The sequence below is a fragment of the Flavobacterium jumunjinense genome (genome assembly GCF_021650975.2).
GTDB classification, from domain to species: Bacteria; Bacteroidota; Bacteroidia; order Flavobacteriales; family Flavobacteriaceae; genus Flavobacterium; species Flavobacterium jumunjinense.
Genome location: NZ_CP091285.1, coordinates 3,724,343 through 3,743,139, shown reverse-complemented (window position 1 = coordinate 3,743,139; position 18,797 = coordinate 3,724,343). Strand labels below are relative to the sequence as shown.

General features: G+C 27.3%; 16 protein-coding genes. 7 read left to right on the top strand and 9 right to left on the bottom strand.

Features of this window, described 5'->3' with window-relative positions; all coding sequences use genetic code 11:
• Window positions 1-2 precede the first annotated feature (2 nt).
• From L2Z92_RS16935 to L2Z92_RS16910, 6 genes are all read right to left on the bottom strand, one after another.
• Window positions 3-1,244, bottom strand: coding sequence for a mechanosensitive ion channel family protein (locus tag L2Z92_RS16935; RefSeq protein ID WP_236455731.1), 1,242 nt, complete (start codon window positions 1,242-1,244; stop codon window positions 3-5).
• A gap of 15 nt (window positions 1,245-1,259) precedes the next feature.
• Window positions 1,260-1,529: a DUF3817 domain-containing protein gene (locus tag L2Z92_RS16930; protein ID WP_236455730.1), complete on the bottom strand. Its 270-nt coding sequence runs from the start codon at window positions 1,527-1,529 to the stop codon at window positions 1,260-1,262.
• Window positions 1,526-2,134, bottom strand: coding sequence for a YqaA family protein (locus tag L2Z92_RS16925; protein ID WP_236455728.1), 609 nt, complete (start codon window positions 2,132-2,134; stop codon window positions 1,526-1,528). The genes L2Z92_RS16930 and L2Z92_RS16925 overlap by 4 nt, the downstream gene beginning before the upstream one ends.
• Window positions 2,135-2,254: 120 nt before the next feature.
• Window positions 2,255-2,626 (bottom strand): hypothetical protein, encoded by a 372-nt coding sequence (locus tag L2Z92_RS16920; RefSeq protein ID WP_236455726.1) that lies wholly within the window; start codon window positions 2,624-2,626, stop codon window positions 2,255-2,257.
• A 236-nt stretch (window positions 2,627-2,862) separates the two neighbouring features.
• Window positions 2,863-4,143 carry a sensor histidine kinase gene (locus L2Z92_RS16915; protein WP_236455724.1) on the bottom strand — a complete coding sequence of 427 codons (1,281 nt, stop codon included), beginning with the start codon at window positions 4,141-4,143 and terminating at the stop codon, window positions 2,863-2,865.
• Window positions 4,140-4,820: a response regulator transcription factor gene (locus L2Z92_RS16910; RefSeq protein ID WP_236455723.1), complete on the bottom strand. Its 681-nt coding sequence runs from the start codon at window positions 4,818-4,820 to the stop codon at window positions 4,140-4,142. Before L2Z92_RS16910 ends, L2Z92_RS16915 begins: the two co-directional genes overlap by 4 nt.
• A 136-nt stretch (window positions 4,821-4,956) precedes the next feature.
• On the opposite strand from L2Z92_RS16910, the gene L2Z92_RS16905 reads away from it, so the two are divergent.
• The 5 genes from L2Z92_RS16905 to L2Z92_RS16885 all read left to right on the top strand — a co-directional run bounded on the left by L2Z92_RS16905 (window position 4,957) and on the right by L2Z92_RS16885 (window position 11,162).
• A complete protein-coding gene (locus L2Z92_RS16905; protein WP_236455721.1) occupies window positions 4,957-6,918 on the top strand; it encodes an LTA synthase family protein in 1,962 nt (653 codons plus the stop codon).
• The gene (locus L2Z92_RS16900) at window positions 6,918-7,799 is read left to right on the top strand and encodes a diacylglycerol/lipid kinase family protein (RefSeq protein WP_236455719.1); all 882 of its coding nucleotides are present in this window, start codon (window positions 6,918-6,920) and stop codon (window positions 7,797-7,799) included. Before L2Z92_RS16905 ends, L2Z92_RS16900 begins: the two co-directional genes overlap by 1 nt.
• Window positions 7,800-7,804: 5 nt before the next feature.
• Window positions 7,805-8,545 carry a phosphatase PAP2 family protein gene (locus tag L2Z92_RS16895; RefSeq protein ID WP_236455718.1) on the top strand — a complete coding sequence of 247 codons (741 nt, stop codon included), beginning with the start codon at window positions 7,805-7,807 and terminating at the stop codon, window positions 8,543-8,545.
• 89 nt (window positions 8,546-8,634) lie between these two features.
• On the top strand, window positions 8,635-10,554 hold the full coding sequence (locus L2Z92_RS16890) for a DUF294 nucleotidyltransferase-like domain-containing protein (protein WP_236455715.1): 1,920 nt from the start codon (window positions 8,635-8,637) through the stop codon (window positions 10,552-10,554).
• 5 nt (window positions 10,555-10,559) lie between these two features.
• Window positions 10,560-11,162: a 3'-5' exonuclease gene (locus L2Z92_RS16885; protein WP_236455713.1), complete on the top strand. Its 603-nt coding sequence runs from the start codon at window positions 10,560-10,562 to the stop codon at window positions 11,160-11,162.
• Window positions 11,163-11,225: 63 nt separating this feature from the next.
• On the opposite strand, the gene L2Z92_RS16880 is transcribed toward L2Z92_RS16885, so the two are convergent.
• Window positions 11,226-12,110: a hypothetical protein gene (locus tag L2Z92_RS16880; RefSeq protein ID WP_236455711.1), complete on the bottom strand. Its 885-nt coding sequence runs from the start codon at window positions 12,108-12,110 to the stop codon at window positions 11,226-11,228.
• 125 nt (window positions 12,111-12,235) lie between these two features.
• Between L2Z92_RS16880 and L2Z92_RS16875 the strand changes: the two genes are divergently transcribed.
• Window positions 12,236-13,267 (top strand): formimidoylglutamase, encoded by a 1,032-nt coding sequence (locus L2Z92_RS16875; protein ID WP_236455709.1) that lies wholly within the window; start codon window positions 12,236-12,238, stop codon window positions 13,265-13,267.
• A gap of 24 nt (window positions 13,268-13,291) precedes the next feature.
• Window positions 13,292-14,554 (top strand): DEAD/DEAH box helicase, encoded by a 1,263-nt coding sequence (locus L2Z92_RS16870; protein ID WP_236455708.1) that lies wholly within the window; start codon window positions 13,292-13,294, stop codon window positions 14,552-14,554.
• Here L2Z92_RS16870 and L2Z92_RS16865 read toward each other — a convergent pair.
• The gene (locus L2Z92_RS16865) at window positions 14,551-16,758 is read right to left on the bottom strand and encodes an ATP-binding protein (RefSeq protein WP_236455707.1); all 2,208 of its coding nucleotides are present in this window, start codon (window positions 16,756-16,758) and stop codon (window positions 14,551-14,553) included. The genes L2Z92_RS16870 and L2Z92_RS16865 overlap by 4 nt on opposite strands.
• 202 nt (window positions 16,759-16,960) lie before the next feature.
• A complete protein-coding gene (gene ettA / locus L2Z92_RS16860; RefSeq protein WP_236455706.1) occupies window positions 16,961-18,655 on the bottom strand; it encodes an energy-dependent translational throttle protein EttA in 1,695 nt (564 codons plus the stop codon).
• Window positions 18,656-18,797 lie beyond the last annotated feature (142 nt).

The window sequence follows — 18,797 nt, the reverse complement described above, 5'->3', positions numbered from 1 at the left end:
TTTTATTTATCATTTGAGACAACAAGTTCTAATTCAAATAATTCTAAATCAAAATATTTAACTGAAGAAATTACATGGTCAAAAATATCGGCCATTATATATTCATAATTTTCCCATGTTTTATCTTTAGAAAAGCAATAAACTTCTAAAGGAATCCCTTTTTCTGTAGGTTGTAAATGCCTAACCATTAATAACATCTCTTTATTAATGCCAGAATGATTTTGGATATAGGTTTCAATATATTTTCTAAATAAACCTAAATTTGTTAAATTACGACCATTAATAATTAGAGATTTATCAATAGTATTGTTTGTATTGTATTTTTTAATATCCTTTTGACGATGATCTATATAATTTTCTAAAAAATGAATCTTTTTAAAATCATTTGCTTCTTCATCTGTAATAAAACGAACCGATTTAGTTTTAATTAAAACAAATCTTTTAATCCTTCTTCCTTCAGAATTTTGCATTCCTCTCCAATTCTTAAAACTATCAGAAATTAGACTATAAGTTGGAATTGTTGTTGTTGTATTATCAAAGTTTTGAACTTTTACAGTTGCTAAATTGATTTCGATAACATCTCCATCAGCACCAAATTTCTCCATTGTAATCCAATCACCAATACGTACCATATCGTTTACAGATACAGATATACTTGCTACAAAACCAAGTATTGTATCTCTAAAAATCAAAATAACAATTGCAGAAATCGATCCTAATGCAGTAATAAATACAGGTCTAGTTATTTCAAATAAAATAGAAACAAAAGAGAAAAAACCAAAGCCCCATAAAAGAATCATAATTACTTGGATGTAACTATCGATAGGCTTATCACTATATCGTGGTTTGTCCTTTAGGTAATCTCTTAAAGAATTAAAAACACTTCTAATTATCCAAAGAGATAAAATTATGATATATATTTTTATTCCTTTTTCAAAGAATTTTTCCCAAGATGTAAAATCTTTTAAAATTACTGGAACTGTTCGGAAAACAAAAACTAAAGGAACTAAGTGAGCAATATACTTGGCTGTTTTATTAGCTATTAAAAAATCATCAAAAGTAGATCTTGTTCTTGCAGCTACTATTGCTAAAATAACAATTAGTAATTTTTTAAAAATATAGTCTAATAAATAGGCTAAAATAATTAGTATTATTATGTTAGCAAACAAATTTGCATATTGAGCAAAATTCTCGTTAAAATCAAAGTCTTTTAAGATGCGATATACCCAATTGAATAGTTTCATTAATTATTTTATGCTTTATAAATATTTTTTTTCGATGTAGAATGTTCCAAAAGGAATTACTGAAGCAATAGATATTGTAAAGAATTTTTTTAAATCCCATTTTTGTTCAAATTTTAAAACTACTGCAAATGCAATATATAATAAAAATAAAATTCCATGAGCCATTCCTACTTGCTTAACATAGATTGGTTCATTAAAAATGTATTTCATAGGCATTGCAAAAAATAATAATACCAATAGTGAAATACCTTCTAAAAGAGCGATTTTTTTGAAAATTTTTATCATGATAAAGCAGTATAAATTAAATATCCGTAGATAACGAAACGAAACACACGCAACGATGCAAAGATAAAAAATTGTTTTTGTGGAAATTTAATCATTCCAGCAGCTAAACAAGCAATTGCGAAAGGTAATGGTAATAATGCACCAACAGCTATAAGAAATCCTCCCCATTTTTGCATGTTCTTAATGTGCTTTGTCATTCTTCCTTCTAAATAATTATTTATTTTCGGAATTAATAGTAATGTTCTTCCTTTATAATATGAAAATACACCACCTAAATAGGATAGTACTGCCAAAATAGATAAATAGAGTAGTGGTGATTCTGTACTTTTTGTCCAAGCAATAAATATATCTGGTGGCAAAAGCCCTAAAATACTTTCAGAAATAAAAAATAATGTAAAAATTGAAAAATCGCTAAAATTTTTAGTTACATGTAAAAGCATATCATTGATATTCATTACTTTATAGTTTACATAAAGTAGAATACCTACAATAACAGCTAATGGAATTAACGCTTTTTTTGTATTCTGCCAAATAAAAGAATAAAAACCAGTATACTTATAATACTGATGCATTAACTTTAATCTTGATTTCTTTTGCTTTTGCATTAATAGTAGATTTAGGAGTGCAAATTTAGTGAGAATAATGTATATTCTTATGTTAAAGTATATATAAAAAAATCGGTAACGAATTACCGATTTCAATATTATGTAAAATAGAAATAAGAATTAGTTGTTAAACGCAACAAAGGCTTTGTTATATTCCCTTAAATCTAAAAGGTTATTTTTAATAGTTAAATCATACAAAAGAGACATGAAATATTCAAAACTTTCAATATCATTAACTTCTGATACGTTTTGAGCTTGTTCTTCTTCAGACTCTAATGGTTCATCTTCTGGAATTCCAATTAAAAATGCTTTATTGCTTTCTAAATGTTCATAGGCTAATCTCAAAGCTTTTGTAACTACAGGATTTTGTTCTTCTAAAGAATACTCTCTAATCTTCTTTAAATTTGTAACAATAGATTCTAAATCGAATTTATCCTGTAAAACTTCTTTTTGAATTTTTTCAATTAATTTCTGTGCATATTTGTTTTCCATCTGTACGTGTATAATTAAGGTTTGCAAATTTAAAACTTTATTAAGTTTAAAACAATAATTTAAATAGATAAATACCTACTTATTTAGAATTATAATTCAATAGAATCTATAATAAGCAATAAATTGTTTAAAAAGGCTCTTTTTATAAGATAATCATTTTGAACTATAATATATATTATGTAAAATAGAAAATTTAAGAAGATTGTTATCTTTATAACTAGCGTGTTAAGCATTGTTTATTTTAGTGAATCAATACTACTCTGTTTTATAGAAAATATGTGTAAATCGTTTTCAAAAGTATATGCAAGTTTTAAGTTGCTTACTTCAGCAATTTCCTTGCAAATAGATAATCCTAAACCTATGGAATTGGTATGAATAGATTCTTTTTCAAATCTATTGAAAATTTTGTTTATATCTAAAGATTTTTTACTGCCTGAATTCGAAATGAGTAATGATTTATCTTTTATTTCTATATTGATAATTCCGCCTTCATAATTATGTCTAATTGCATTTTGAAGTAAATTGTTTACTAATACATAACTAAGTTCTGGATTCATTTGGAAACTTAGTTCACTGTTTGAATGAAATACTAAATTAATTTTTTTATTGTTTAAAAATTCTTCATTTAAACTGATTTTATTTTTTATAATTTCATTTACAGGAACTATACTTGATGCTATGAATTGTCGGTTTTCTATCTTGCTCAATAATAATAATGCTTTATTTATTCTATTTAAACGTACCAAGGAATCGTCGATTGATAATAATGTATGGACATCATTTTCCTTCAAGTTTTCAGATTGTAATAATAATTCAACTTTAGATTTTATTATTGCTAATGGTGTTTGTAATTCGTGTGATGCATTTTCTGAAAATTTCTTCTGATTATTGAAATCAACAATCATTTTATTCATCATTTGTGAAACACTTTGATTTAATTCATTAAATTCTATTATTTCTGTTTTTTCAAACTCACCAACATTATTATTTGTTACTCTAAATCTTTTAAGTTGCTCTAAAGTAAGCCAAAACGGTTGCCAAATTCTCTTGGAAATTCTACTATTAATGTAGATTGAAATTAAAAGTGAAAGTATAATTAATATTAGAAAAGTATAAAAAATAACTTCAATTAATTCATAAATTTCTATGGTACTTTTCCAAACTGTTATAGAGTAGTTTTTATCATTTAAGACAAAGCTAGTTTTTAATACTTTATTTGCTATATATACTTTTTTAGAAGTGGAATAAATTAATGTATCAGAAAAAGTATTTGGAATAGTTTTTCCGATACTTATTTCTTTAATATTTAACTCTTTATTTTCTTGTAAAGTGTATACAGAAATTGTATCATTTTCTTTCAAATATTCTTTTATAACGTCTACTCTATCAGATAATAAATTTTCACTACTCTCACCAACTTCATGCAGTGTAAAAAAATAGAAAAAAGTAGCCGAAATTAAAAGTATAGGAATTAGAAAAAGTGTATAATAAATACTAGTCTTTGTTAATAATTTCATGATTCGGTTTTAAATGTATAGCCAATTCCATAAAGTGATTGAATATAATCTTCACATTTCGATTCTACTAATTTTTTGCGTAAATTCTTTACGTGGTTGTAAATAAAGTCAAAATTATCAAATTGATCAGAATTATCGCCCCATAAATGCTCAATTAATGCGTTTTTTTGAATAACTCTATCTTTGTTTGTTATGAAGTAAACTAATAAATCAAACTCCTTACTAGTTAATTTTATAGGTTTGTTATGCACTAAAACTTTTCTTTCTTCTGGAAAAATTTCAATTTCATTGAATCTAATAGAATTGTCTCCATCAAAATTATTTCTTCTTAATAAAGCTTTTATACGCGCATTTAATTCTGGTAAATAGAATGGTTTTGGTAAATAATCGTCAGCTCCAAGGTCTAAACCATGAATTTTATCATCAAATGAGTTTTTTGCTGAAATAATAATGATTCCTGTTTTTGGTCGCTTTTTTTTAATTGATTTTATCAAATCTAAACCAGAACCTTTGGGTAAAGTAATGTCTAGCAAAATACAATCATATTCATAGATTTTAATTTTCTCTTCGGCACTATCATAATCATTTGCAATTTCAACAATATTTTTATCAACTGATAAATATTGTTGTATACTTTTTTGCATTTCTATTTCATCTTCAATTAAAAGAATTTTCATGACCGATAAATATTGTGTTATTAATCAACAAAAATAGGATAGAATTCTATTTTAAATCTATTCGAATCAAAAATACAGATTTACTACAGAATTCAGTTTGATATTTGTTGTGTTTTAAAAATATAATCCCAATTCTATGAAAAAAACTGTCAATTTTGATTCACGTTATAGTTTAGTAATTGCATTTTCTCTTTGGTTTCTAACCTTTTCTTTTGTTTTAAGGTTTGTATTTCTATTTTGGCATTTTGACGAAGCATCTTGGCGTTTTTTAGACTTAATTAAGACAATTTTTATCGGTTCTTTCTTTGATTTTGGAGTTGTATCATTTATTCTATTTCCATCTATTTTATATATTACTATACTACCTAATAAATTAATTGGTAGCTTTTTAGATAAATGCATTGTTTATTTCTTTTCTTTTTTAACCTTATTTATTTTAGTTTTTACATTTTTAGCTGAAATTACCTTTTGGGAAGAATTTAAAAATAGATTTAATTTTATAGCTGTAGATTATCTAATATACACATATGAAGTACTTTCAAATATTCAAGAATCATATAATATATATCTATTAGTAAGTATTGTTATTGCAATAACTGTATTCTTTTTTTGGTTATTCAAAAAGAAATCTATTTATGAGAATGTATTTAAAAATAAAGTCAATTTAAAAACTAGGTTAACTTCTTTATCTATTAGCCTTTTTATAGTATTCCTCTTTTTAAAATTTATACCCAATTCTATGGCTGAATGGTCTAGTAATCGTTATAATTCTGAAATTTCAAAAGCCGGAATTTATTCTTTTTTTGCTGCCTTTAGAAATAATCAAATGAAATATGAGCGTTTTTATACCACTGTAGATAATGAAAAAGCTTTTGGAATGATTAAAAAGAATCTTAGTGATGACAAAACAACTTTTTCATCGGATAAGCTTTCTATTCATAGAACAATTAATGATACTGCTACTAATAATGAAGTTAAAAAGAATGTAATTTTTATTATGGTTGAAAGCTTAAGTGCTAGTTTTATGGAAAAAAATGGAAATACAGAAAAAATAACACCATTTTTAGACAGTTTAGTAACAAAAAGTATCTTTTTTGATAATCTTTATGCAACAGGAACAAGAACCGTTAGAGGTATGGAAGCAATCACCTTATCGATTCCTCCTACTCCTGGGCAAAGTATTGTTAAAAGACCTGAAAATCATAATTTATTTACGATTGCTACTGTTTTTAAATCTAAAAATTATACAACTAATTTCTTTTATGGAGGCGATGGTTATTTTGATAATATGAACTCCTTTTTTGGAGGTAATGGTTTCGATATTTATGATAGAGGAAGAGGAAGTATTTTAAATGATGATATTAAAACGAAGCGATATAATATTGATGATAATGAAGTTACTTTCGAAAATGCTTGGGGAATTTGTGATGAAAATTTATACGATAAAGTAATTACTATTGCAGACAAACAGTATAAGGATAACAAATTATTTTTCAATTTTGTAATGACTACTTCAAATCATAGACCTTATACTTATCCTGAAAATAAAATTGATATTCCTTCTGGAACTGGAAGATCGGGAGCCGTTAAATATACCGATTACGCTTTAAAACAACTTTTTGAAAAAGCGAAAACAAAAGAATGGTATAAAAACACAATTTTTGTAATAATTGCAGACCATTGTGCGAGTAGTGCTGGAAAAAATGAAATAGACATTGCAAATTATCACATTCCAGCTTTCATTATAAATTCTTCTGAAATTGAAAGTCAAATTATTGGAAAGCAATGTTCTCAAATTGACCTATTCCCTACTCTTTTTTCAATTTTTAATTGGAAATATGAGTCCAATTTATTTGGGAAAAATGTTTTTGATCCTTCTTTTGAAGAAAGAGCACTTTTAGGAACTTATAGAAAACTTACTTTAATGAAGAATGATAAGGCTATGATTTTATCTGATCAAAAGAAACAAACGTTTAATAAATGGGACAAAAAAACAAATAATTTAAGTACAATTCCGATGGATAAAACTTTTTTAGAGGAAACAATTGCTTGGTATCAGACTGCGGATTATTTGTTTACACACAAATTGCTAAAATAATGTTACACCTATTTTTTATTATAAATCCAAGCTCAGGAAAAGGAAACCACTCTATTAATGAAGAAACGATTAAAACCTATTTCGATACCAAAAAATATAAGATAAACGTAAGTTATTCTAAATACCCAAAACATGCTATTTTATTAACAGAAGAAGCTATAAAGTTGAATCCTGATGTAATTATTGCTTGTGGTGGAGACGGAACAATAAATGAAGTAGCAAATAGGCTTGTAAATACGTCTATAAAACTTGGAATTATACCTATTGGTTCTGGGAATGGCTTAGCATCTAATTTAAACATTCCAAAAAATAGTTTAGAAGCACTTCAAATTATTGAAAATAATAGAACAACAACAATAGACGTTGGAAAAATTAATGACACCTATTTCTTTAGCAATATGGGCTTAGGTATTGATGCTGAAATTATTGAAAGATATCAAAATTCAGGTAAAAGAAACTTAATGTCCTATGTAAAAGCATCAATAAATAGAAGCTTATGGTATGAACCCAAAGTATTTAATTATTCCATTGGAAATCATAAACTTAAAGAGTCATTATTATTCCTTTTTATATCTAATTCTAATGAAATGGGTTATAATATATCATTAACACCAAATGCATCTTTATCTGATGGCTATTTAGACCTATTAACAGTTCCTAAATTAAATTTTTTTAATAAATTATACTTTGGAATTGCAGTTATTATTAATAAGATTCATACTTTTAAGAAAGCAAAACATCATTTGATTAAAGAAATGAATGTAGACATTGAAAATACTTCAAATTGTGTTGCGCAAATAGATGGTGAATATCATATTCTAAACACCAATAGAATATCAATTTCTATTCTAGAAAGAAGTTTGAACATTATTATTCCTTAAAAAGCATGAAAAATAAGTTATTTTGTTTATTATTAATTGTATTTTCAAGTAAAGCACAAGAAATTAAAAAAGACACGCTTTCGGTAAATCACAAACTAAATTATAAAGCCTTAATTATTCCATCATTGCTTATAGGTTATGGTTTTATAGGAATTGAAAGTGATCAAATTAAAGGTTTTAATGCTGAAATTAAAAATGAACTAAATGAAAATATTGATGAAAAAATTACAATAGATGATTTTAGTCAATATTTACCATTAGCTAGTGTTTATGCTTTAAATGCATTTGGAATTAAAGGAAAGAATAATTTTAATGACCGAACAATTATTGCAGCAACTTCTTATTTATTAGTTTCTGGATCGGTAATGAGTATAAAAAGTGTAACAAAAGTACAAAGACCAGACGGGTCCTCTTTTAATTCTTTTCCTTCGGGACATACTGCAACAGCTTTTGCAGGTGCAGAATTACTCTGGCAAGAATATAAAGATGTTTCAGTTTTGTATGGTATTTCAGGTTTTCTCGTTGCTGCCGGAACAGGATACTTTAGAATGTATAATGACAGACATTGGTTAACCGATGTTGCTGCCGGAGCTGGAATTGGAATACTTTGCACAAAAACGGCCTATTGGCTTCATCCACATATTAAAAAACTTTTTTTCAATAATCAGGAAAGTAATTCTACTGCATTGATTGCTCCTTTCTATAATGGTAATCAATTAGGAATGAGTTTTGTAGCCCAATTCTAAATTATTTACAAAATAGCCTTATTATAATGTAATTATTTCTTTATTTTGCTTTAGAATTTATTTGTAAATTAGTTCTAATTCCCATAGAAATGAAAAACCCAATTGCTGAAAGTATTGCAGACTTTTTAAAACGTTACCATCCTTTTACCAGTATTAACAGCCCCAATTTATTAGAAATAGCTCAAAGTATTAATGTAATTTATCTTGAAAAAAATGATTATTTATTTAAAGTAAACGATCAAACACATAAAACATTTTACATGGTTGCTTCTGGTGCGATAGGTTTAACTATTACTTCAGATTCTGATGATATCTTAATTGATAAATGCGATGAGGGTGATATTATTGGGCTTCGACCTTTTTTTGCAAAAGATAATTACCTCATGAATGCTAAAGCACGTGAAGAAAGTATTGTCTACGCAATTCCTATTGAAGTTTTTAAACCAATTGTTATGCAAAACAGTAATGTTTTAAATTTCTTATTGCAAAGTTTTGCTTCAAATACACGAAATCCTTTAGACAAAAATCATAAAGGGAAATTATTGTCAGAGAATGTAATTTATAATGATAGTACTAATGAAATTCAATACTATCAACCCATTCGTTATACAAAAAATGCAGTAACAGCTTCTTCAACAGAAATTGTTAAAAATATTGCATTGATTATGACTAATAAAAAGATTGGAAGTATAATTATTCATAATGAAGGATTACCTATAGGTATTGTAACCGATAAAGATTTAAGATCAAAAATTGCAACAGGCCGCTACTCTATCGAAACAACGATAGATAAAGTAATGTCATCACCTGTAATTACAGTAACAGAAAACCTTTCAATTGTTGAAGCACAAATAATGATGTTAAAACATAATGTTGGTCATTTATGTGTAACGAAAGATGGAACTTCACATTCGCAAATTAGTGGAATAATTTCAGAACATGATATTGTTGTGGCTCAGGCTAATAATCCAGGTGTATTATTAAAACAAGCTAAAAGAGCACAAAATACAGGAGATTTAAAGAATATTAGAGAAAAAGTATCTGATTTAATCCAACATTCAATTGATAAAAATATTCCCATAAAACATATTTGTTCTATTGTTAGTGAAATTAATACTGCAATTACTCGAAAAGCGATCGATCAAACAATTGAAAAGTTAGGAACACCTCCTCCCTGCTCGTTTTCCTGGATAAATATCGGAAGTCAAGGTAGAAAAGAGCAACTATTACTTTCCGATCAAGACAATGCAATCATTTTTGAAGATGTTAGTGATGAAAGATACGATGAAGTAAAAGAGTATTTTTTAAACTTAGGAGGTATTGTTACAAAAAAATTAAATAAAATTGGCTATTCTTTTTGTGAAGATAACATGATGGCAAGTAATCCTTTATGGTGTAAGTCAATAAGTGATTGGAAAAATCAATTTAAAACATGGATTTTAAATCCTAGAGAAAAACAAGATGTAATTAGCACATTATTTTTTGACTATGATTTTGTTTATGGTAATGATAAGTTAGTTAAAGAAATTACAGACACAATTTTTGAACATTCTAAAGATAATCAGCTATTTTTAGCTTACTTAGGATCCGAAGCATTAAAGAATCCGCCTCCATTAGGCTTTTTTAGACAGTTTTTAGTAGAAAGTGACGGAGAACATAAAGATACTTTTGATATTAAAAGGAGAGCGTTATTACAGCTTATTGATGCTGCAAGAATTTTAATTTTAGATCACGGTGTTAAAAATATTAATAATACAGCGTCTCGTTTTGCAAAATTAGCAGAAATTGAACCTTTAAATGCTACAATTTATGAAGCTTGTGAAGAAGCTTTTCTAGAATTAGTTAAATTTAGAACAGAAGAAGGTCTTATGCATAATACAGATGGTAATTATTTAAATTTAAAAGAGTTATCAAAATTAGATAAAGTAAAATTAAAAAATACTTTTCAGCCAATAAATGATGTTCAAGAGCTCATAAAAAATAAATTTAAACTTACTTATTTCACCTAATAATTATGGACATTTCTTTTTTAAAAAATATTCTTCGAGATTATCCAAAATTTTGGGAAGAATATCTTCAACACTTTAATGATAAAAATAGTACAAATCGCTATGTTATTTTTGATTTAAAAACGAGCTCAAAGAATGAAAAGAATAAATTGCTTGTTTTGAGCGCGATTGGAATTGAAAATGAAGCAATTTATATTGATGATTTTATAGAGATTTTTATAGAACAATCAATAAATAACCCTGAAGAAATAATTTTTCATGACTTAATAAAAAATAAGAATCATGAAAAACTAAGCGAGAATGAAGCTATTATTGAATTTATAAACTTCATTAAAAATGCAACTTTAGTGAGCTATAATATAGAAAGCGATATTGAAATAATAAACGTAATTCTAGAAAAACTAAATGCAGGTAAATTAAAAAATGATTTTATGGATATTGCTATAATGTATCAAAAGTTAAAAAATTTGCCTGATGATGAGATCATTACTTTAGATCACTTGTGTGATACCTATAAAATTAAAAAGACTGGCAGACATACTGCTGCAGGCGATAGTTATATTATGGCTCAAATTTTTCTACTATTAAAAAGAAAACTTAAGATATAAACAAAAAAGAGAGGTGTACTTTAAAGCACACCTCTCTTAAATTATACATTTATTAAATATTTGTTATTTCAATACGAAGCTAGTTTTTGATACATTTTCTCCATTTGGACTAAAAATGTTTACAAAATAAGTTCCAGCTTCAAAATCTTCTCCCGAAAGATCTTCATTAACTTGTACTGATTTGTTTTCGTATTTTACTGTAGTAATAAAACTATAAGTTAAAGACTGATCGCTTTCTCCCATAGCAATCGTAGCTTTTTCACCTAATATATTGTTTTTACTATCAATTATTTGAACATAGTATTTTCTATCTCCAGATTTTGCAATTTGATTTTCAGCAATTAAAAAACTAACTTTTAATTTATTAGCTTTTCTTGCCTTAGTTGTTTCAATTTGTTTTCCAGAACTTCTTTCTTTTAAAGCTAAAACACTCAAATTTAAAACTGCTAACTTAGAAGCTTTTTCAATAGTTTTAGTCAAATTATTATTTTGAACTAATAATGTATCAGTGAATTTTTTATTTTCATCCAAAGCTACATTAGTACTATCTAAACTTGTTGTTAAAGAAACGTTTTGCTCTTTTAATAGTTTGTTTTCTGCAACAAGATTATCCATAACTTTTTTCAAACGAAAATATTCGCCTTTGTATCTATTCATTGCTGCAACATCACCTTTAGATTTTTCTAATTCTTCTAAAAGTTTTTCCATTTCTTCTTTTTGAGCATCAATATCACTTTTTAAAGCAGTATTCTCACTCGACATAATCTCTAACTCAGCAATTCTTGCTTTAATATCATCTTCTAATGACGCTTTATCTGCTGTTAGTAATGAGATTTGTTCCTTATTGTCAGCTGTAAGTTTATAAATATATCCTACACTTCCTAATAATAACAAAGTCAATACTACGATCGCTGCTTTTAAACCTGAATTATTTTTCTTATTTTCCATAAAGTTTTGTTTGGTTGTTTTTTTTCAATCCTTTTTAACAAATGTACAATTTCTAAAGTATTTAACAATAGTAACAACGAAAGTTATTTTAAAATAGTATTTTTGACGATGAATTTTTTTTATAAATGGAAAATATAAAACTTTTAACGGTTAAAGACCTTGCTAAAATAACAAATCATAGAAGTGGTGAAGTTAAATTTGGTGAAAAAATAATAACAATTCCATCGAGTGATAATGGTTGGGAATTTTTAGCTAAGTGCGACGCCAATTTTGTTGTTTTTGGAATCCCTGAAGATATAGGAGTAAAAGCAAATCATGGGCGACCAGGAACAGCTTCAGCCTATGAAAATGCATTAAAAAGCCTAGTTAACATCCAACACAATAAATTTTGCAAAGGCAGTAACCTTTTAATCCTAGGAGAACTTAACGTCGAAAAGGAAATGAAAGAAGCTAAAGAGTTGAAAATTCATTTAAAAGAAGATAAAAAAAGACTATTCCAAATTGTTGAAAAAATTGATAAAGAAGTATCACATATAATTCATCAAATAATTAAAGTAGGTAAAATTCCGATTATTATAGGTGGTGGACATAATAATGCCTACGGAAATATTAAAGGTCTAGCTTTAGCAAAGGGAAAACCAGTGAATGCCATAAATTTTGATGCTCACACCGATTTTAGAATATTAGAAGGAAGACACTCTGGAAATGGTTTTAGTTATGCTTTCGAAGAAGGTTTCTTAAAAAAGTATTTTATTTTTGGATTACATGAAAGCTTCATTTCAAAAAGTGTATTTAACACAATAAAGGAGCTAGATAATAGAGTTAAATATGTATCTTATGAGGATATTGAAGTTCGAAAAAATAAAACTTTTGATACACAATTAGAAAGTGCACTTCAATTTATAAAACAAGAGCCATTTGGAATTGAATTAGATTTAGATGCAATACCCAATATCTATTCTAGCGCAATGACTTTGAGTGGTTTTAGCGTAAATCAAGCCAGAGAATATATTCATTTTTTTGGCAAACACAAAAACGCATCTTATCTCCATATTTGTGAAGGAGCTCCAGAATTGGACGAAACAAATAACAATCACTTAACAGGCAAATTAATTGCTTATTTAATAACAGATTTTATGAAGAGTAAAACACTCTAAATTAATCTACAGAATAAAAATAATATGACATTTAAAGATCTTAAATTAATAAATAACATTCAAGAATCACTTTTAGAATTAGGATATGAAAAACCTACTCCAATTCAAGAGCAAGCAATCCCAGAAGTACTTGCAGAAAGAGATTTAGTTGCTTGTGCGCAAACAGGTACAGGAAAAACAGCAGCATTTGCAATACCTATAATTCAATTAATACATCAAATTGTTGGTTCTGCGAAAAAAGTAAAGAAAATTAGAACATTGGTTATAACCCCTACTCGTGAATTAGCGATACAAATTGGTGAAAACTTTAATACTTATGCGAAATATACTAATATCAAGACATTAGTAATTTTTGGTGGTGTAAATCAAGTTCCACAAGTTGATCAATTAAAGAGAGGTATCGATGTTTTGATTGCAACACCAGGGCGACTTTTAGACTTATACAAACAAGGTTATATAGATTTGAATCACATGCATCAATTAGTGCTTGATGAAGCAGACCAAATGTTAGACATGGGATTTATTAATGATGTAAAGAAAATTATAAAACTTACGCCAGATAATAGACAAACATTGCTTTTTTCTGCAACAATGCCAATTGCAATTAGAGAACTAGCAGACAGTTTCTTAAGAGATCCAAAATATGTTACTGTTGCACCTGTTTCTAGTACAGCAGAAAAAGTTTCTCAAAAAGTATATTTTGTAGACAAATCGGAAAAAAGAAATTTACTTTATCATTTAATTAAAAATGATAATATTGAAAACGTTTTAGTTTTTACAAGAACAAAACATGGCGCAGACAACATCGTAAAGGCATTAAAAAAGCAAGGTGTTGAGTCGGGAGCAATTCATGGTGACAAATCACAAAACTCTAGACAAAGAGTCTTAGAGAGCTTTAAAAACAAGGAAATTCCTGTTTTAGTTGCTACAGATATTGCGGCAAGAGGAATTGATATTGATAGTTTACCATTTGTTATAAATTTTGATATTCCAAATATATCTGAAACTTATGTTCATAGAATTGGACGTACTGGAAGAGCTGGAAATTCGGGATTAGCTATTTCTTTTTGTGCAAAAGATGAAAAAGCATATTGGCAAGATATTGAAAAGCTTATTCGAATGAAAATTAAAGTGGTTGAAGATCATCCTTTTCCATATGGTCAAGAAGAGAAAAAGGAAGGACAAAAACCAGATTTGAGAAATAAGAACAAAACAAATTCTCAAAAAAATGAAAATAAATCTAGAAAATCAGATAGCTCAAAAAAGAATAAAAAGCGTTGGTATTAAACTTGTTTAACACTAACATGTTGATGAATCATTTTAAATAATTGTTTTGCATCGAATGGCTTAGCTATTATGTCATCGATACCAGAAATTTTAGCTTTTTCTTCAACTTCTTCTTTTTCAAAGGCAGTTACAGCAATAATAGGCAAAGAATAATTTCTTTGCCTTATTAATTTTGTAGTTTCAAAACCGTTAATTTTGGGCATATTAATATCCATTAAAATGGCATCAAATTCGTATTTTTCTAACAATTCAATAGCCTGATAACCATCATCTGCTATTTCACATATAAACTTATAGTTTTCTAATAACCTTTTGGTTACAATTTGATTAATCTTGTTATCTTCTACAATCAGTATTCTATATGTTTTCGGTTTAGATAAATCTACTTCAATGTTATTAACAAACTCTGTAACTTTATCTTCACCAGATTCGAAAGGAATTGTAAATGTAAATGTTGTTCCTTCATTCTCTTCACTTTCTAAGCTTATTTCACCTCCAAAAAGATCAATTAATTTTTTTACAATCGTTAGTCCTAAACCTGTTCCCTGATAATCATCCTCTTTTCTGTCAATCTGAACAAATTTTTCAAATACTTTATCTTGAAATTTCTTTGGAATTCCAATTCCAGTATCACGAACTTTAAATTCTATATAAATTGAATCATCTTTTACTTCTTTCAAAATTGCAGTTATTTCAATTTCACCATTTCGTGTAAACTTTAATGAATTACTCATTAAATTCATAATAATTTGAGACAAACGAATACTGTCGCCAATTATAAATTGTGGAATTTTTTCGTCAACAATAACAATAATACTATTATTATGTTTTGATGCAATATTTTCCATCGAGTTTTTAATTGTTTCTAATTTATCCTCTAAATTGAATAAATTATTTTCTAAAACAACTTGATTTTCTTCAAATTTGTAAACTTTTAAAATGTCATTTACTAATGCAAGAAGGTATTTTGCAGAAAATTTAAGTGCTTTTAAATGAGGACTATTAATTAATTCGTTATGCTCTACTTCTATTATATCTGTCATTCCAATAACACCATATAATGGTGTTCTTAATTCATGACTAACTGTAGAAACAAATTGAGATTTTAGCTTTGACGCTTCTTCTGCATTTTCCTTTGCAATCAATAGTTCTTCGTTGGCAACTCTTAGCTCATTGTTTGATTTTACTCTAATCTTGTTTATTCTAAATTGTGAATATAAAATTAGTAATGTAATCAAGAAAATTAAACCAATCAGAATTAGAAAAACCTTAAAATTCATTAACTCTTGGTCTTGATCTTTCTTTTCTGTTTCAATCTTAATCAGTTCTCGTTCTATTTCTTCATGGGCAATTTGCTCTCCTAGGAGTTTAACCTTTCTAATATTATTTTTTCTATTGTATTTTTCCTTTAAAGAATCTGCAACATAAAGGAATTGGTAAGCTTTTTTATAATCATTTTGACTATTATAAAAAGTAGAAAGACTCTCATTTATTGTAATCTCATGATAATAATAAAAGTTTTTAGGTTTGGATTGACAAATTTCTAATGCTTTTAAATAGTTTTCTTCCGCATTATCAAACTTTTTTTTATTAGTATAATAATCACCTTTTAAGGAAAAGTATAAAAATTGTGCTTCAAATTCTTTATTTAAAAAAACTAAACTTTCTTCTACGTCATTTAAATAATTTTCTCCTTTATCAAATTGATTACTGTCAAAATAAGTACTAATAACATTTAATTTATTATAATTTAGCTCTATTTCTCCTACTTTTTTTGCGTGATTTAGAGAAATTAAATAATACTCAATTGCTTTTTTATGGTTTTTTAAATTATAAGAATATAGATTACCTAAATTATTATAAACCCAACTCTTTATTGTGTCATTTTTAGCTTTATCAGCATAAGTAAGACTTTTTTTATAATATCCAATTGCCTTTTCATATTCATTATGCTCTACAAGGTTTAAACCAATAAAATTATATGATCTTGCAATAGCATCATTATTTTTTAATTTTAATGAAAGTGATAAAGCTTTTTTTGCATTTTCAATGGAAAGTTCGGTTTCAAACTCATTAAGATACTTACTCGCTTTTAATAGTAGTACTTTAATTTCTTTATTTGATCTTAAACTATCTTGAGGATACGTAGTTATCGTAAAAACTAAACAGAGTAATAGCAGTGTAGTTTTTAAGATTTTTTTCATTTTAAGGGCTTTTAGTGAGAATTGAATTAATTCTAAAGTTACAATAGAATATAAATATACTAATTAGACTACTAAAAACAGAATAAAAATAGAATAATTATCAATAAAAATAGATAAGTAATCTTTTATTTAACGAAAAATCCTCATTTTTAACTAGTTCAGCTAAAAAATGAGGATTTATTTAATTTCAACTAATTTAGAATTAGTTTCTAATTAGTTTTTTATATTTAATACGTGTTGGAGTAATGTCCTTACCTAGTCGTTTTCTCTTATTTTCTTCATATTCAGAGAAACTACCTTCAAAATAATATACTTGAGAATCACCTTCAAAAGCTAATATGTGTGTACAAACACGGTCTAAAAACCATCTATCATGCGAAATAATAACAGCACAACCTGCAAAGTTCTCTAGACCTTCTTCCAATGCTCTTAGTGTATTAATATCCAAGTCATTTGTAGGTTCATCAAGTAACAATACATTTCCTTCTTCTTTTAAAGTCATCGCTAAATGAAGTCTGTTACGTTCTCCTCCAGAAAGTGTTGCTACTTTTTTGTTTTGATCACTTCCTCCAAAATTGAATCGAGATAAATAGGCACGAGAGTTAACTTGTCTTCCACCCATCATCATTAATTCTTGTCCGTCACAGAAGTTTTCATAAATTGATTTTTCGGCATCAATATTCGAATGTGATTGATCTACATAAGCTATTTTTACTGTATCACCAATAGAAAATTCTCCACCATCTGGATTTTCTTCACCCATTATCATTCTAAAAATTGTTGATTTACCAGCACCATTCGGACCAATAATTCCAACGATTCCAGCTTGTGGTAATGTGAAATTTAAATCATCATATAACAATTTCTCTCCAAAGGCTTTACCTACTTTTTTAGCTTCAATTACATTCGTTCCTAAACGTGGACCGTTAGGAATATAAATCTCTAATTTCTCTTCTAAAACTTTTTGGTCTTCATTTAAAAGTTTATCATAGTTTTGAAGACGTGCTTTTTGTTTTGTTTGTCTACCTTTTGCTCCTTGACGAACCCAGTCTAACTCACGCTCAAGTGTTTTTCTATGTTTTGAAGCTGATTTTTCTTCTTGCTCCATACGTTTTGATTTTTGATCTAACCAAGAAGAATAGTTCCCTTTCCATGGTATACCTTGACCTCTATCTAATTCTAAAATCCAACCTGCAACATTATCTAAGAAATAACGGTCATGCGTTACAGCAATTACTGTTCCTGCATATTGTTGTAAATGTTGTTCTAACCAAAGCACCGATTCAGCGTCTAAGTGATTGGTAGGCTCATCTAATAAAAGTACATCTGGTTGTTGTAATAATAAACGACATAAAGCAACTCTACGTTTCTCTCCTCCAGAAAGTACATTAATTGGAGTATCTGCATCTGGAGTACGAAGTGCGTCCATTGCAATTTCAAGTTTAGTATCTATTTCCCACGCTCCAGCAGCATCAATTTTATCTTGTAGTTCTGCCTGACGATCCATTAGCTTCTGCATCTTATCTGCATCTTCATATACTTCAGGAAGACCAAAACTATCGTTTATTTTATTAAATTCATCCAACAAGCCATAGATTTCAGCAGCACCTTCTCTAACAATTTCTATAACCGTTTTAGTTTCGTCTAATTGTGGTTCTTGTTCTAAATATCCAACGGTATAACCAGGAGCAAAAACTAAATCACCTTGAAAATTTTTATCTAAACCAGCAATGATTTTTAATAATGATGACTTTCCAGAACCATTAAGACCAAGAATACCAATTTTTGCACCATAGAAAAAACTTAAATAGATATCTTTAAGAACTTGTTTGTTTGTACTAGAGTAAATCTTATTCACTTTAGACATTGAAAAAATCACTTTTTTATCGTCTGACATTGTTTTTTATTAATTTAAAATATTAGTATGAGTATTCTTTTTAATAAGATATTTAATAAAAGTCAGAATCATCTTCAACTATTTAAAAAACACTTAATACGTGTACAAATATAGGCTTAAAATTTAAAAAAGTCAATGTCTC

What these genes read in the sequence shown, in the direction of transcription:
- L2Z92_RS16935 (WP_236455731.1), bottom strand. Translation starts at nt 1,244, where the DNA reads ATGAAACTATTCAATTGGGTATATCGCATCTTAAAAGACTTTGATTTT.
- L2Z92_RS16930 (WP_236455730.1), bottom strand. Translation starts at nt 1,529, where the DNA reads ATGATAAAAATTTTCAAAAAAATCGCTCTTTTAGAAGGTATTTCACTA.
- L2Z92_RS16925 (WP_236455728.1), bottom strand. Translation starts at nt 2,134, where the DNA reads ATGCAAAAGCAAAAGAAATCAAGATTAAAGTTAATGCATCAGTATTAT.
- L2Z92_RS16920 (WP_236455726.1), bottom strand. Translation starts at nt 2,626, where the DNA reads ATGGAAAACAAATATGCACAGAAATTAATTGAAAAAATTCAAAAAGAA.
- L2Z92_RS16915 (WP_236455724.1), bottom strand. Translation starts at nt 4,143, where the DNA reads ATGAAATTATTAACAAAGACTAGTATTTATTATACACTTTTTCTAATT.
- L2Z92_RS16910 (WP_236455723.1), bottom strand. Translation starts at nt 4,820, where the DNA reads ATGAAAATTCTTTTAATTGAAGATGAAATAGAAATGCAAAAAAGTATA.
- L2Z92_RS16905 (WP_236455721.1), top strand. Translation starts at nt 4,957, where the DNA reads ATGAAAAAAACTGTCAATTTTGATTCACGTTATAGTTTAGTAATTGCA.
- L2Z92_RS16900 (WP_236455719.1), top strand. Translation starts at nt 6,918, where the DNA reads ATGTTACACCTATTTTTTATTATAAATCCAAGCTCAGGAAAAGGAAAC.
- L2Z92_RS16895 (WP_236455718.1), top strand. Translation starts at nt 7,805, where the DNA reads ATGAAAAATAAGTTATTTTGTTTATTATTAATTGTATTTTCAAGTAAA.
- L2Z92_RS16890 (WP_236455715.1), top strand. Translation starts at nt 8,635, where the DNA reads ATGAAAAACCCAATTGCTGAAAGTATTGCAGACTTTTTAAAACGTTAC.
- L2Z92_RS16885 (WP_236455713.1), top strand. Translation starts at nt 10,560, where the DNA reads ATGGACATTTCTTTTTTAAAAAATATTCTTCGAGATTATCCAAAATTT.
- L2Z92_RS16880 (WP_236455711.1), bottom strand. Translation starts at nt 12,110, where the DNA reads ATGGAAAATAAGAAAAATAATTCAGGTTTAAAAGCAGCGATCGTAGTA.
- L2Z92_RS16875 (WP_236455709.1), top strand. Translation starts at nt 12,236, where the DNA reads ATGGAAAATATAAAACTTTTAACGGTTAAAGACCTTGCTAAAATAACA.
- L2Z92_RS16870 (WP_236455708.1), top strand. Translation starts at nt 13,292, where the DNA reads ATGACATTTAAAGATCTTAAATTAATAAATAACATTCAAGAATCACTT.
- L2Z92_RS16865 (WP_236455707.1), bottom strand. Translation starts at nt 16,758, where the DNA reads ATGAAAAAAATCTTAAAAACTACACTGCTATTACTCTGTTTAGTTTTT.
- ettA (WP_236455706.1), bottom strand. Translation starts at nt 18,655, where the DNA reads ATGTCAGACGATAAAAAAGTGATTTTTTCAATGTCTAAAGTGAATAAG.